Source organism: Massilia sp. CCM 8734, assembly GCF_011682155.1.
GTDB classification, from domain to species: Bacteria; Pseudomonadota; Gammaproteobacteria; order Burkholderiales; family Burkholderiaceae_D; genus Telluria_A; species Telluria_A rubra.
In genome coordinates this window covers 86,460-99,875 of record NZ_WHJI01000022.1, presented here as the reverse complement: position 1 = coordinate 99,875, position 13,416 = coordinate 86,460, and the positions used below count along the sequence as shown (strand labels likewise).

Here is a 13,416-nt window from a genome sequence, read left to right as displayed (position 1 = left end):
CTTTCCTGAAAGCATACGCACTTGTCCGGATACTGTCTATTCAGCGCACTCTTGCCGTATTCCTTTGGCAATGTTGCGCCCGCGTTTAGCGCCCAAGGTGTTGCGATAATCCAAAACGATGCCGGAACGGCAAGCCACACGCGACGCGGCAGACGAAATTGCTCAAAATCATTGCTGAAAAAAACTTCGTAACAAATCCGAACCTTGCCGATTGAGCAGCCTCAAACCAAGCCATTCACGCTTTTGGAAGAGGACTTCGCATGAGTAAGATTACCTTGATCAATTTGGAGCAATGCGCCGTGACACTTGCCTGCAGTAGTTTCGCGTTGTTACTGGGTGCCTGTGGCGGGGGCGGGGACGCCGAACGCACGCCTGCGCAGGCGCAAACGGCCGCAGGGGCCACGGTCCCGCAGCAGGCCAGGCCGCCCGACCCCGCCCCCGCTCGCGCTCCCGCCGGCCAGGACGCCTCCGCCGATGCCGATGATGCCAACGGCCCCGATGCGGCGCAGCTGCCCGACGTTGCGCCGGAATCGTTCGCCATGGCCGGTCACGGGGCGGGCGGCGCCGACGACGAGCAGGCAAGCCTCGCCGCCAGGCCTGGCAGCGCGCTGTACGTCTCGCCGCAAGGCGCCGACGACAATCCCGGCAGCGCCACGCGGCCGTTCCGCACCCTGGCGCGGGCCGCGCGCGCGGTGGTCCCGGGCACGACCGTGTATGTGGCGCCGGGCGCCTATGGCGGCGGCGTCAAGACCACCGTCAGCGGCCGCGCCGACGCGCGCATCGCCTTCGTCTCCACCCGGCGCTGGGGCGCACGGATCGTGCCGCCGGCCCGCTCGGGCAGCACCAGCGCCTGGGACAACCGCGGCGACTACGTCGACATCGTCGGCTTCGAGATCGATGGCGGCGCGCATCGCGGCGGCGAGCGCTGGACCAGCGGCATCTACAACGGCGGCTCCCACGACACCATCCGCAGCAACCATGTACACCACGTCGCGCGCGAAGGCGGCTGCAGCAGCGCCGGCGGCGCCGCCATCGGCGTGGACGGCTACTACGGCGGCGTGCAGTCGCACGCGATCGCCAACCTGGTGCACGACATCGGACCGGTCGGCTGCCGCTTCGTGCAGGGCATCTACGTGAGCACCACCGGCAGCGTGAAGAACAATGTGGTGTACCGGGTGGCCGAGGCGGGCATCCATTTGTGGCACGACGCGCGCGAGGTGATCGTCTCCAACAACACCGTGACCAGTTCGAACACCGGCATCGTCGTCGGCGGCGGCGACTTTTATCACACGTCCGGCCCGAACGACCGCACGGCGGTGTACAACAACATCGTCTACGATAACAAGATGGGCATATCGGAGCAGGGCCGCACGGGCCGCAACAACAGCTACCGGAATAACCTGGTCTACAAGAACAGCGACTACGACTGGCGCCTGAAAAACGGCCTGACGCACAGCGGCACGGTCAGTTCGGCGCCGCTGTTCGTGGGCGACACCAGCGTGGCGCTGCCAAACTTCAGCCTGAGCGCCAGCTCGCCGGCGATCGGGCGGGCCACGCCGCAGCATGCCGCCGCCACCGACTTCAATGGCCGTCCGCGCAATGTGTTTTCGGGCTACGACATCGGCGCGTACCAACACTGAGCGCGAATCCTGAGCGCGCGGCGCCGGCGGTGCGTGCGCCGCGCGTTCATATTCTTCTTTACATCTGCGTAAAAGCCGGGTTAGACTCTGCGCCTTCGCAATACAACCCACTACTGAATCGAGAACCTGCCGTGCTTGACCACAGCCAACCTATCTGCTGACGATATCGGATTGACCTGCCGCGAGTGCGCTTTCACCAGCCACCGGTACGCTGTGCATGCCGCATGCCTCATTCCCACGACCTTGCCGTCGTGGCGTAGTTCCGCCTTTGTCGTCAGCTCCCATCTACAACATGGAGCACATCATGACGAACTTCGTTCACAATCTGGAATTACATAAATACCCGTCCACGCGCCACCTGGAAGGCTCGCAGCTGCAACAGGGCGACGACGGTTTCGACAAGCCGAACAAGCGCAACGATCCGCGTGCGGCCTATGCCTCGCTGGCCGGCCGTTACATCGTGGTCGAAGAAAAACTCGACGGCGCGAATGCGGGCCTGAGCTTTTCCGAAGGCGCCGAACTGCTGCTGCAAAGCCGTGGCCATTACCTGGCCGGCGGTGGGCGCGAGCGCCAGTTCAGCATCTTCAAGCGCTGGGCCGCCGCCCACGAAAGCGCGTTGATCGAACGCCTGGGCGACCGCCACGTGATGTACGGCGAGTGGATGGGCAAGAAGCACAGCGTCTTCTACAACCACTTGCCGCATCTGTTCTGCGAGTTCGACATCTACGACCGCGATAAACAGGTGTTCCTGTCGACCGCCGCGCGCGCAGCCCTGCTGGGCGAGGCGCCGGTGCTGCCGGTGCCGGTGCTGTACGCGGGCATCGCGCCGCCACGGCTGGCCGACCTGACCGCGTTGATCCGCTTTTCGCTGGCCAAGACCGAGCGCTGGCGCCACGACTTCGAAGCGACGGTCGAACGCGAAGGCCTGGACCTGGCCAAATGCTGGACCCAGGCCGACAAGTCCGACCTGGCCGAGGGCCTGTACATCAAGGTCGAAGAAGACGGCGTGGTCGCGGCGCGCTACAAATGGGTGCGCAGCGACTTCGTGCAGGCCATCCTGGACTCGAAGATGCACCACTCGCAGCAGCCCTACGTGCCGAACCAGCTGGCGCCCGGGGTCGATATCTACGCACCGCGCCTGAGCACCACATGGGAAGACCTGGGCGTGGTCACCGAAGGAGCCAAATGATGGACAAGCTGACTTACAAAGCCATGGCCGCGCACGTGCCGGCGCCCGGCCAGGCGCCCGACTGGGCCTGGTTCCTGCACGCGATCCCCGAGCTGGCCTTGCTGGCATCGACGCCGCAGGACCCGTATTACCATGCCGAAGGCGACGTCTGGATTCACACGCGCATGGTGGTCGAGGCCCTGATGCGCGGTGGCGACTACATCGACGGCAGCGCTGAGGAACGCTTCATCCTGTTCTATGCGGCGCTGTTGCACGATATCGCCAAGCCGGCCACCACGGTGATCGATCCGGAGAGCGGGCGCATCGGCCAGCCGGGCCACTCGAAACGCGGCGCCATCGATGCGCGCATCCTGTGCTGGCATGCGGGGGTGCCGTTTGCGCTGCGCGAGCACATTTGCCGCATCATCACCGTGCACCAGCTACCGTTTTTTGCGCTGGCCGGGAACAAGAACGGCCAGTCGGCCGAATTCCTGATCCGCAAGCTGTCGCACGAGCTGGACCTGCGCCTGCTGTCGGCAATGGCGCAGGCCGACATGGAAGGGCGCTGGTACGAGAAAAAGGACGACTGCCTGGTCGATATCGCGCTGTTTCGCGAGATGGCGCGCGACGAAGGCTGCTACGGCACGCCGAAGGCGTTCGCCGATGCGCACACGCGCCTGTCGTACATGCGCGGGGCCGGCATTGCGCCCGATTTCGTGCATCACCAGAACCCCGGCTCGCGCGTGACGGTCATGTCAGGCTTGCCGGCGTCGGGCAAGAACCATTGGGTGGCGGCCAACCGGGCCCGTTTGCCGGTGGTGTCGATCGACGACGCGCGCGAAGAACTGGGGCTGCGCCACGGGGCCAACGAAGGCGCGGTGGCGCATCGCGCGGTCGATTTCGCCAAGGAGATGCTGCGCGAAAAGGCGCCGTTCGTGTGGAACACCACGCATTTGAGCGCGCAGATGCGCAAGAAGACGCTCGACCTGCTGTATGCCTACGATGCCGAGGTCGAACTGGTGTACCTGGAGCAGCCGCCGCAGGTCATCTTCAAGCGCAATAACCAGCGCGACACCAGCCTGCCCAACAAGGCGATCGAGCGCATGCTGTTCAAGTGGGAGGTGCCGCTGCCGACCGAGGCGCATGCGGTAAGTTACTTATGACGGAGATATCGACGCCGCCGATCGGCATGAGGAACCACCCACCCAGCCATGGCTCGATGGGTGGGGCCGTGGCCGTCGGTGCGCAGGTGGCGGAGATCGTGATTACGCCACCGCCATCCAGTGCTGCCCTTTCGCGTAAGCCAGCAATCTGCGCGCACCGCTGGCCAGGCTGGCGGGATCGTCCAGCGACCGGCCGGCCGCCGCCAGTTCCAGTCCGGCCAGCGCGGGGGCGAGGCGCTGGCGCAGGCGCGGCGACTCCTGCGCCAGGTGCGAATGCGCCCATGCGATGAAGTCGGCGTGCGTCGCGGCCGCTGTCATCGACAGGAAAAACACCATCTGGCGCCATGCGTACGCGGCGTTCCTGATCGCGCGCGGGTCGCCCGGCCAGGCGTTCAGTGCATTGTGCTGGTTCCGGCAAATCCACGCAAAGCATTGCTGCGCCATGCGCTCGTAGTGCGCTTGCAGTTCACCATCGAGATCGAGCCTGGCGACCAGCGCGGCCAGGTTGTGCGTGGTGAGGATCTGCTGCTGCTCGATGACCATGGCATTGTTGATGACGGTTCCGAAGCCGCTGCGGACACCGGCGCGCGCTTCGCACAGGCCGGTCAGGCCGTCAGCGTTGGCCTGCGTTGCGGCGCTGCCGTCGCGGCGCTGCGCCAGCTCGCGCAACTGCGCCCGAACGGCGGCGTCGATTCCGTAATAGTGGTAGTACAGGCTGTCGTCGAGCATGGCGCTCGCGTGCGCCGCCACGTTGGCGAACTTGTGCCCGAACGTGCCCATGAAAATATCGGCGGCCAGTTCCTCTACCAGCGGCAGGTCCAGCCCCGCATTGCCGGCCAGGGTGTTCAGTTCCTGTATCAGCGGGTTGGGGATGGCGGTCTGCGGGAACGAGGTCAGTGCCAGCAGCGCGAGTTCGTCGAGCGTGCGGCGCGCCAGCGTACGCGGCGCCAGGCCTTGCTGGCGCTGTGCGTTGACGGCGGCAACCCACGGCAATTCACCTATCCGCACCTGGCTTTGCAGGTTTTGCAGCAGCAGCGAACGGCGGCGCCGGAAAGCCTGGTACAAGGCGCCGTACAACTGCTTGAGCGACGGTTCCGCGAGCGCCGCGCCATTGATGGCGGCGCTCAGTTGCGGCAGCACGCCGGCCAGCACTTCGGCGGACCCGATGACGCCGCGTTCGACCAGCACGGGCACGCTCTCGATGCTGCATCGGTCGAGCTTGGCCAGCAAGACGGCGGGGATCGGCGCACCGGCGTCCTCGCCCAGGCTGGCCGCTTCGGCGACGGTGACCGGTACGCCCAGCGGCGCCGGGTCGTCCAGGCCGCCGTCCTGCGCAACGGCACGCAGGCGATCGGCCAGTACGCCGGCGAGCAGGTGATACGGCACCGCCGCAACTTGCCTGGCCTGTGCGCTGCGCAGCGCCGCCAGTTGCGCCGATCCGGGCAAGCCGCGTTTGCTGATGTAGCGGCCCAGGATCAGGCGGATCCGGCCGACATCGCGCCCGCTCAGCGCGGCCGGTTCGCTCACGCACAGGTGCAGGTAGCCGCACAGCTCGGCCAAGCTGTCGTCCGTGCGCGCTGCGGCGGCGTGTGCTTGCCATTCGCGCAGCAGCGCTTCGCCGCGTTCGCGCCAACCGGCAGGGTAGAGGCGGCACGGCCAGCCGCCGGCGATGCGGAATTTCCCGCTCGCCGGATCGCGCCATGCGCCATCGGCGCCGATATCGATGGACGGTGGCGCGCCGTCGACGCTGTCGAGGAACAGCCGCAGCACGCGGTCGTACAGCGGCAGGCGCACGCGCACGGCGGCGCGCTGCGCCAGGATGCGCGGGTTGCCGTCGCCCTGGCGTTTTTGCAGAGCGCTCACCGCGGCGCTCACAGGCGCCAGGAAAACGCGTTCGCCGAAGCGGCGCGGCTGCGCAGCCGGCAGCGGATAGAAGCGCAGCCGGTCGAACCACGGCGCGATCGCGTCAAGCACTTCGCGCGCCTGCTCAAGCTTGCCGTGCCGCGTGAGCCAGGCGACCACCAGCAGCGCGCCTTCTTCCGGGACGTTGATCTCGTAGCAGCCCGAGTCGAGCAGGGCGTACAGGCTGGCCAGTCCTTCGTCGGTCAGCAGGCGCGCGTTGAGCCAGCGTCGCGCGGCGGGCGTGGGCGCCATGCCGGCCGCGGCAAGCGTGGCCAGTTCATGGCCCTGCAGGGGGCCGCCGGCCTTGAAGTCGCCTGTCGCAAAGCCGCCCTTGACGACGTCGGGCGTCACCCAGGCCGGCGCGCCGTCGAGCGGCGTGCGCGAGCCGACCGCGATCGCTCCCGTGAACATCCCAACCATGACCTGTTCCCACTGCCGCGCCTTGGTCGCGCCGTTGGCGCGCACTTGCGGGTCGGGATGGTCGCTGACGGCGCGCAAGGCGGCAGCCAGTTGCAAAGTCGCATAGCCGGGCGCAATGCGGATCCGGCCGGCGCCGGAATCGTCGTTATCCACGTGGTATCCGATGAAATAAAGTGTTGGGTCCGGAAGCTGGAATCGAACCAGCGCCTACTCAGATCGAAGCCAAGTGCTCTGCCATTGAGCTATTCCGGAATTGTTTTTTGCATGGACGCGGCGCCCAGCAGCATTGAGTAGAATCAATGCTCAGGCGATAACCTTAACATTATCGGTAACATAGTTCAATATAATTTGACACACCGCCTTACGCATCGCCCAAAGCAAGCGGCGTATACAGTCCTGCGGCGCGCAACGCCTCGCGCATGGCCATGACGCTGGCCATTTGGTAGCAACTCACTTTGGAGTCGGTTTCGTGATAAGCGCCGTTCACCACCCGAATGCGGCAGCCGCTCAGATAGTCGCCGTCGAACGCCTCCTCCGCCATGACATACTTGATACTGCTGATCACGGCGTCAATGAAGCGGATGGGAATTTGCGCATCCGTCACTTCCCAACTGAGCGTGCAAGGCGAATACCACGATGTGGCCGGTTCGAGAATCAGTTCGATCGCGCCGCAACGGCCTGGCGGTCCGTTCTGGCGCACGTACACTCCCGTGGCGGTGCACGTGGTCTGGAGCTGTACGCTGCGTCCACCGTTCGTTACCAATGCGATTTTCATCATGATTTCCCTTGGTCGGACCGGGTAAAAAGAGCGCAGGATATGCCAGCGATTGGCATGGCGGCTGACTGATGGATCAAGGCAGCACGGACGCTGCAGACGAATACAGTCCGACGCTGCGAAGCGCCTCGCGCATGGCCAGAGCGCTCGCCATCACGTAGCAATTCATGCTGGAATCGACATGGTTATACGCGCCCTCGACAACCCGAATCCGGCAGTCGCTCAGGTAGTCGCCCTCGAAGCCGTCTTCTCCAATGACGTGATGGATGGCGCGAACCGTTGCGTCGAGGAAAATGACAGGAATTGTTTCTTCCGCCACTTCCCAACTGAGCGAGCATCTGCCGTCAAGGTCGGCCGGTTCCAGGATCAATACAACCACGCCATAGCGGCCCGGAGAGCCGGTCTGGCGAATGAACTCACCGCGTCCGCTGCCGCGTGTGAGCAACGGTATGCCACGCTCACCGTTTTGACGCTAGGACAGTTCCATCAGATCAGCCCCATCGTTTCCACCATGGGCGTTCGCTCGCAGCGGCTTGGGCGGCGTCGGCCAAGGGCGCAGCCGCTTTTGGCGCAGGGCGTGCCTCGACAATTTGGGCGCCGCCACAGGCACCACAGAACGCGGTAAACTCTTCCATTTCGGCATCGGCGGGGATGTTCGGAAAGACCACCTTGATCAGGTCGGACGGCGCGTCGAGCAGTTCGTCGAAGCCGCATTTGTGGCATGCGCCGATAAGCCACGACGGGCGTTCCTCAAGATACTTGTCGCTCACCATGACCGGATGATTGTTACTGGTGGCGATGAAGCGGATCGACTGGTTCAGGCGTACCGAGGTCACTTGCGTCGGCGTAATGATCAGCCGGCCGCTGAACACGTCGCCGTCGACACCCGTGACGGTGACCCATGCCGCTTCCGGGTTCAAGGTCGTGATGCGCGGACCGCCATCGTGAATGATGACCTGGATATCGTCCGGATAGTCCGGGTGAAACTTGCCTGACAAGGCTGGATGTGTACGCCATTCCATGGTCGTGTTTTCCTGTGAATGAGACTGTCGCGCCGCGCGCGAAAAAGGGCCGGAAATCGCTTTCCGGCCCTGGACTTACTTTACAACATGATTACGCAGCCATCGCCTCGGTACGGGGCTGCATGCACGGCGCGTGCCGTGCATACACCGCGCTGGCAAACGCACGCCCTTGCGACAGCGAGCGCAAACTGGTCGTGTGACCGAACAGCCTGGCCAGCGGCACGTCGGCGACGACTTCCACCCGGCCGGTCTGCTCTTCGATGCCGAGCACCTTGCCGCCACGGCGCTGCAGGTCGCCGATGACATCGCCCGCATTGACTGCCGGCGCATCGACGCTGACCGTCATGACCGGTTCCAGCATCAGCGGATGTGCTCGCTTGAGCCCGGCCAGGGTGCCTTCCTTGGCCGCGACCATGAACGCCATGTCGTTGCTGTCGACCGTGTGGTAGTCGCCATCGAGCAGGGTCACCTTGACGCCCGTCACCGGGTAGCCGAGAGGACCTTGCGCCAGCGCATGCCGCACACCTTTTTCGATGGCTGGAATGAAGTTCGCAGGCACCACACCGCCCTTGATCGCATTCTCGAAGGCAAACACGCCCTCGAATGGCTCCACCCGCAGCACGACCCGCGCATACTGCCCGCTGCCGCCGTTTTGCTTCGACACTTTGCCTTCCAGTTGCACCGCCGGCCCGGCGATGGTTTCGCGGTAGGCAACCTGGGGCGCACCGACCGTCACTTCCACCCCAGTTTCGCGGCGCACACGTTCCAGCACCACGTCCAGGTGCAGCTCGCCCATGCCCCACAGCACCGTTTCACCGCTGAGCGGATCGCTTTCCAGGCGCAAGGACGGATCCTCGCGGCGGAAGCGGTCGAGCGCGGCCAGCATCTTGCCGCGGTCGCCACCCTTGCCGGGCTCGATCGCCAGCGCCACCACCGGTTCGCCGGCGTGGATGGTTTCGAGCACCAGCGGCGTCGCCCTGGTCGAGAGCGTGTGCCCGGTCAGCGCCTCTTTCAGGCCGGCGATGGCGATGATGCTGCCAGCCTCGGCCTGGGCCACGCCGGTGCGGCGGTCCGCATGGATCACATACAGGCGACCGATGCGCACGCTCGCGCCGAGCGAGGCGTTCCACACCACGTCGCCTTCGCGCAGGGTGCCGCCGTACAAGCGCACATACGACAGCGCACCGTGCTCGTCGTGCACCACCTTGAACACCAGCGCCGCCAATGGATCGGCGTCGCCGGTGCCGACGGTGACCTTCGCATCGTCCAGGCGCGCCATGGGAGCGGCGCGCTCGTCGGGCGAGGGCAACCAGTCGACGACAGCGTCGAGCAGCGGCTCGATGCCGGCGTTGCGGTAGGCCGAACCGGCCAGCACCGGCAGCGCGCGCCGCGCCAGGGTCATGGCGCGCAGGCCGGCCCGCACATCCGCCGGCGACAGGGTGTCGTCGGCCAGGAAGGCGAGCGTGAGCGCGTCGCTGGCGTCGGCCGCCACCGCCGCAGCGTGGGCGTAGGCCGCCGCCGCCTGTGCTTGAAGCCGTACGGGCAGGGGTGTCGCGCTCATCAGGCCGGCCGCATCCCATGCCAGGAAACGCTGGCCGAGCACGTCGATGACGCCTTCGAAGGCGTCGCCGGCGCCGACCGGAATGCTCAAAGGCACGGCCAGCGCGTTCAAGCGCGCGCCGATCTGGGCGAGCACGCGGCCGAAATCGGCGCCGGCGCGGTCCATCTTGTTGATGAACACGATGGTCGGCACGCCGTGCTTTTGCGCCTGGCGCCAGACGGTTTCGGTCTGGGGCTGGATGCCGGCCACGCCGCACAGCACCGTCACGGCGCCGTCGAGCACGCGCAGCGAACGTTCGACTTCGATGGCGAAGTCGATGTGGCCGGGCGTGTCGATCAGGGTGAAGGCGTGCTTGTTCCAGAAGGCGCGGGTGGCGGCGGCGCCGATGGTGATGCCGCGTTCTTTTTCCAGGTCCATGCTGTCCATGGTGGCGGTGCCCTCATGGACTTCGCCGGCGCGGTGGATCTCGCCGGTTTTGAGGAGGATGCGTTCGGACAGGGTGGTTTTGCCAGCGTCGATGTGGGCAATGATACCGAAGTTGCGCGTGTTGGCGCGAAGGACTGTCGCAGTCATGGTGGTGCTTTCTAAACATAGCGGGCGGTCGTAGATTGTCTTTGAGACAAGCGCCGCGGGAGCCATGCGACCACCCTTGTTCAGTGATCCCGCGCGCGTTCTTCGTCGGCTGACTTCATGATATATATGCTCCTAAGCAACTATTGAGTGGGGAAAAGCGAAACTGCAAAAACAAAAAAGGCCCGGAGTGGGCCTTTGTGATGGGTGCTCGTTACGAGCGAATCAAGGGCGCACTATCGCGGCCCGGGACGTTGTGGCAACGTGCCGGGAAGGGCGAAGGTAAAAAGAGGATGTCCATTGAGTTCATGGCCGCAAGCTTAGGGTGGTATTTGTCGAATGTCAAGTGCTTATTTTGTTGTTGATTCGGCACGCGAACGGCGCTTGCGGCGGGATGGGATCGTCCGCGCCCATCTATTTTGCGTAATACATTGAACTTAGCCAACATTTCCTCGATCACTGATGTAAAAATACCGCTCTGTTGCACAAACACTATTTCGACTGGCGCGCAGCGGGCGTGCGAGTTTCCGACTACCCAGCAAAAAGAGCAGGAAATTGACAATGAACACCCTCACCAGCCGCTGCGCGAGCGGCCTGATCGCCCTGGTATTGCTTTCCGCCTGCGCAACGCAGGAATCCGGCACCGCCGATGCGGCGGCGGGCGGCAGCGGCGCGGCGCCCGGCAGCCTGGTCGCCAACGGCAAATTGACCACGGAAGGCGAGGCGCGGCGCGAACGCGCGTTCAAGGCGTATCAGGCGGGCAACAAGGCGCTGGCGTATTCCGAATGGCTGGGGATCGCCGAGCAAGGCTACGCCGAGTCGCAGTTCAACATCAGCGTGATGGAGAGCGACGGCGACACCGGCGCGCCGAATACGACCAAGGCGCTGGCCTGGTTGCACAAGGCGGCCGACGGCAATTATCCCGAAGCCCAGTTCCAGCTGGCCCAGCGCTATAACAAGGGCGATGGTGTGACCAAGGATGTGCCCAAGGCCCTGGTGTACTGGCGCAAATGCGCGCTGCTGGGCGAGAAACGCTGTGGGTTCAACGCCGGCGTGGCGCTGGCGGGAGGCCTGGGCGTGGCGCGCGATGAGGCGGCGGCGAGGACCTTGTTTGCCGAAGCCGGCAGCGGCACGGGGGCGCTGGTGGCCGCCCAGTCCGAGCTGGGCAAGATGTATCTGCAGGATAACAAGGAGCGCGACTTCGTCAAGGCGCGCCAGTGGCTCGAGCAGGCGGCGGCCGGCAACGATGCCGAGGCCCAGTACAACCTGGCCCTGATCTACAGCAATGGGTATGGCGTCAAGGCCGACAAACGCAAAGCGCTGGCGCTGTACCAGCGCGCCGCCAGGCAGGGCGAGCCGATGTCCTTGAACAACCTCGGGGCCGCCTATCGTTTCGGCGAGGGCGTGCCGAAGGACCAGAAGAAGGCGCTTGCCATGTTCAAGCAGGCGCATGACGGCGGCAACATGCAGGCCACGGTGAATTTGGCCGACATGACTTTCAAAGGCTGGGGTGTCCGCGCCAACAAGACGGCGGCGGCCGACCTGTACAAGCTGGCCGCCGATGCCGGGCACCCGGCCGGGCGCTGCCGCTACGCGCAGGCGCTGCGCCATGGTGACGGCGTCACGCGCAATCCGGGCCAGGCCAGCCGCCTGCAGGAAGCGGCAAACAACGCCAATGCGCCGTGCGACAGCGACGCGCCGCTCGGCGAGTATCTGGTCAACCGGCGGGTCAAGGGCCGCCCTTGAGCCGGATTGGCAGGCATTAACGGCGCCGGCGGACCGATCCCAGGCTTGTCTCGCATCAAACATACATTTGGGCAACTATGGCACTATGCCGATCTGTTGCACCAACAGGGCGCGCCGTGCCCATGGTCATAACTGACAGAGGGAAGCTGATAATGAATACGATCTCGCGCCGCTATGCTGGCGCCCTGACTTGCCTGGTCTTGTTGTACGGGTGCGCCACGCGGGAGGCCGGCATCACCGGTGCGAGCGGCGCAAGTGGCGCAAGCGGCGGCGCGCCGGGCAGCCTGTATGCGAATGGCAAGCTGACCGCCATGGGCGAAGCGCGCCTCGCTCATGCGGCAAAGGCCTATTCTGAAGGAAACGAAGCGCAGGCCTACGCCGAATTCCTGGTGTTGGCCGAGCAGGGCCATGGCGAATCGCAATACAATCTCGGCGTGATGGACGGCGACGGCGTCGCTGACGGCGCGCCCGACATTCCGAAGGCAATTGCGTGGCTGCAAAAAGCCGACGGCGCCGGCTATCCGGGCGCCCTGTTTCAACTGGGCGTGCACCATTACAAGGGCGTCGGCGTCGCCAGGGACGTGCCGAAGGGCGTGGCCTACTGGCGCACGTGCGCCGCCCGGGGTGACAATGACTGCGCATTCAATGCCGCAGCCGTGCTCGCCACGGGCAAGGGCATGCTGGCGGACCGCGCGAGCGCTATGACCCTGTTTGCCCAGGCGGGCAGGGGGCCGGGCGCGAAGGTCGCTGCGCAGTCGGAACTGGCCAGGATGTACATGGCCGATGGCAAGCCCAACGACCACGTCAAGGCAATCGAGTGGTTCGAAGCGGCGGCCGCCAACAACGATGCGCAATCACAGCATCAGCTTGCACGTTTTTACATCGAAGGCGTGATCGTCAAGGCCGACCAGCGGCGCGCGCTGTCGATGTACCAGCGCGCCGCCGCGCAGGGCTACGCGCCGTCGTTGAACAATCTGGCGATCCTGTACCGCTACGGCGACGGCGTGGCGCGGGACCAGGGGCGCGCTGTCACGATGTTCCGGCAGGCGCATGAAGCGGGCATGCTGGAGGCGACGGTCAACCTGGGCGACGTGACCTTCATGGGTTGGGGCACGCGCGCCGACAAGACGGCGGGGGTGCGCCTGTACCAGATCGCCGCCGATACCGGTCACCCGGCCGGGCGTTGCCGCTACGCGCAGGCGCTGCGTCATGGGGATGGCGTGGCGCGCAACGTCGCCCTCGCCAAGCGCCTGAAGGACGCGGCCGAGAATGCAGGCTATCCGTGCCACAGTGACGAGCCGCTCGGCAAGTCCTTGTTCAACACCCGCAGCAAGGGCCGCAGCTAAGGCCGTCACGAGGCCGGGTGGTGGTGCATATGCAATCCGGTTGCGTTTGGGGCCGGCTTGGGCTATGATCTTGTTTTGCAACACAGTTGCACCAAGCAGCGCA

At 65.2% G+C, this 13,416-nt stretch carries 10 protein-coding genes and 1 tRNA gene; 5 read left to right on the top strand and 6 right to left on the bottom strand.

The window, feature by feature from the left end; translation table 11 throughout:
• The first annotated feature begins 260 nt into the window (after positions 1–260).
• The 3 genes from F2P46_RS20330 (at position 261) to F2P46_RS20320 (ending at position 3,971) form a co-directional block, all read left to right on the top strand.
• On the top strand, positions 261–1,640 hold the full coding sequence (locus F2P46_RS20330; protein ID WP_166893509.1) for a choice-of-anchor Q domain-containing protein: 1,380 nt from the start codon (positions 261–263) through the stop codon (positions 1,638–1,640).
• A 304-nt stretch (positions 1,641–1,944) separates the two neighbouring features.
• Positions 1,945–2,829 (top strand): RNA ligase family protein, encoded by an 885-nt coding sequence (locus tag F2P46_RS20325; RefSeq protein WP_166893507.1) that lies wholly within the window; start codon positions 1,945–1,947, stop codon positions 2,827–2,829.
• Positions 2,830–2,837: 8 nt separating this feature from the next.
• Positions 2,838–3,971, top strand: a complete 1,134-nt coding sequence (locus F2P46_RS20320) for an AAA family ATPase (RefSeq protein WP_208296707.1) — start codon at positions 2,838–2,840, stop codon at positions 3,969–3,971.
• A 102-nt stretch (positions 3,972–4,073) separates the two neighbouring features.
• On the opposite strand, the gene F2P46_RS20315 is transcribed toward F2P46_RS20320, so the two are convergent.
• The 6 genes from F2P46_RS20315 to fusA form a co-directional block, all read right to left on the bottom strand.
• Positions 4,074–6,446 (bottom strand): hypothetical protein, encoded by a 2,373-nt coding sequence (locus F2P46_RS20315; RefSeq protein WP_166893503.1) that lies wholly within the window; start codon positions 6,444–6,446, stop codon positions 4,074–4,076.
• 24 nt (positions 6,447–6,470) lie between these two features.
• Positions 6,471–6,545 (bottom strand) — tRNA-Arg (locus F2P46_RS20310).
• 109 nt (positions 6,546–6,654) lie between these two features.
• A complete protein-coding gene (locus tag F2P46_RS20305; protein WP_166893501.1) occupies positions 6,655–7,071 on the bottom strand; it encodes a hypothetical protein in 417 nt (138 codons plus the stop codon).
• A 73-nt stretch (positions 7,072–7,144) separates the two neighbouring features.
• A complete protein-coding gene (locus F2P46_RS20300) occupies positions 7,145–7,513 on the bottom strand; it encodes a hypothetical protein (RefSeq protein WP_166893499.1) in 369 nt (122 codons plus the stop codon).
• Between the two features lie 46 nt (positions 7,514–7,559).
• The gene (locus tag F2P46_RS20295; protein WP_166893497.1) at positions 7,560–8,090 is read right to left on the bottom strand and encodes a hypothetical protein; all 531 of its coding nucleotides are present in this window, start codon (positions 8,088–8,090) and stop codon (positions 7,560–7,562) included.
• 91 nt (positions 8,091–8,181) lie between these two features.
• On the bottom strand, positions 8,182–10,224 hold the full coding sequence (fusA, locus tag F2P46_RS20290; RefSeq protein ID WP_166893495.1) for an elongation factor G: 2,043 nt from the start codon (positions 10,222–10,224) through the stop codon (positions 8,182–8,184).
• A gap of 558 nt (positions 10,225–10,782) precedes the next feature.
• On the opposite strand from fusA, the gene F2P46_RS20285 reads away from it, so the two are divergent.
• Positions 10,783–11,967 carry a tetratricopeptide repeat protein gene (locus tag F2P46_RS20285; protein WP_166893493.1) on the top strand — a complete coding sequence of 395 codons (1,185 nt, stop codon included), beginning with the start codon at positions 10,783–10,785 and terminating at the stop codon, positions 11,965–11,967.
• A gap of 152 nt (positions 11,968–12,119) precedes the next feature.
• A complete protein-coding gene (locus F2P46_RS20280) occupies positions 12,120–13,313 on the top strand; it encodes a tetratricopeptide repeat protein (RefSeq protein WP_166893491.1) in 1,194 nt (397 codons plus the stop codon).
• Positions 13,314–13,416 lie beyond the last annotated feature (103 nt).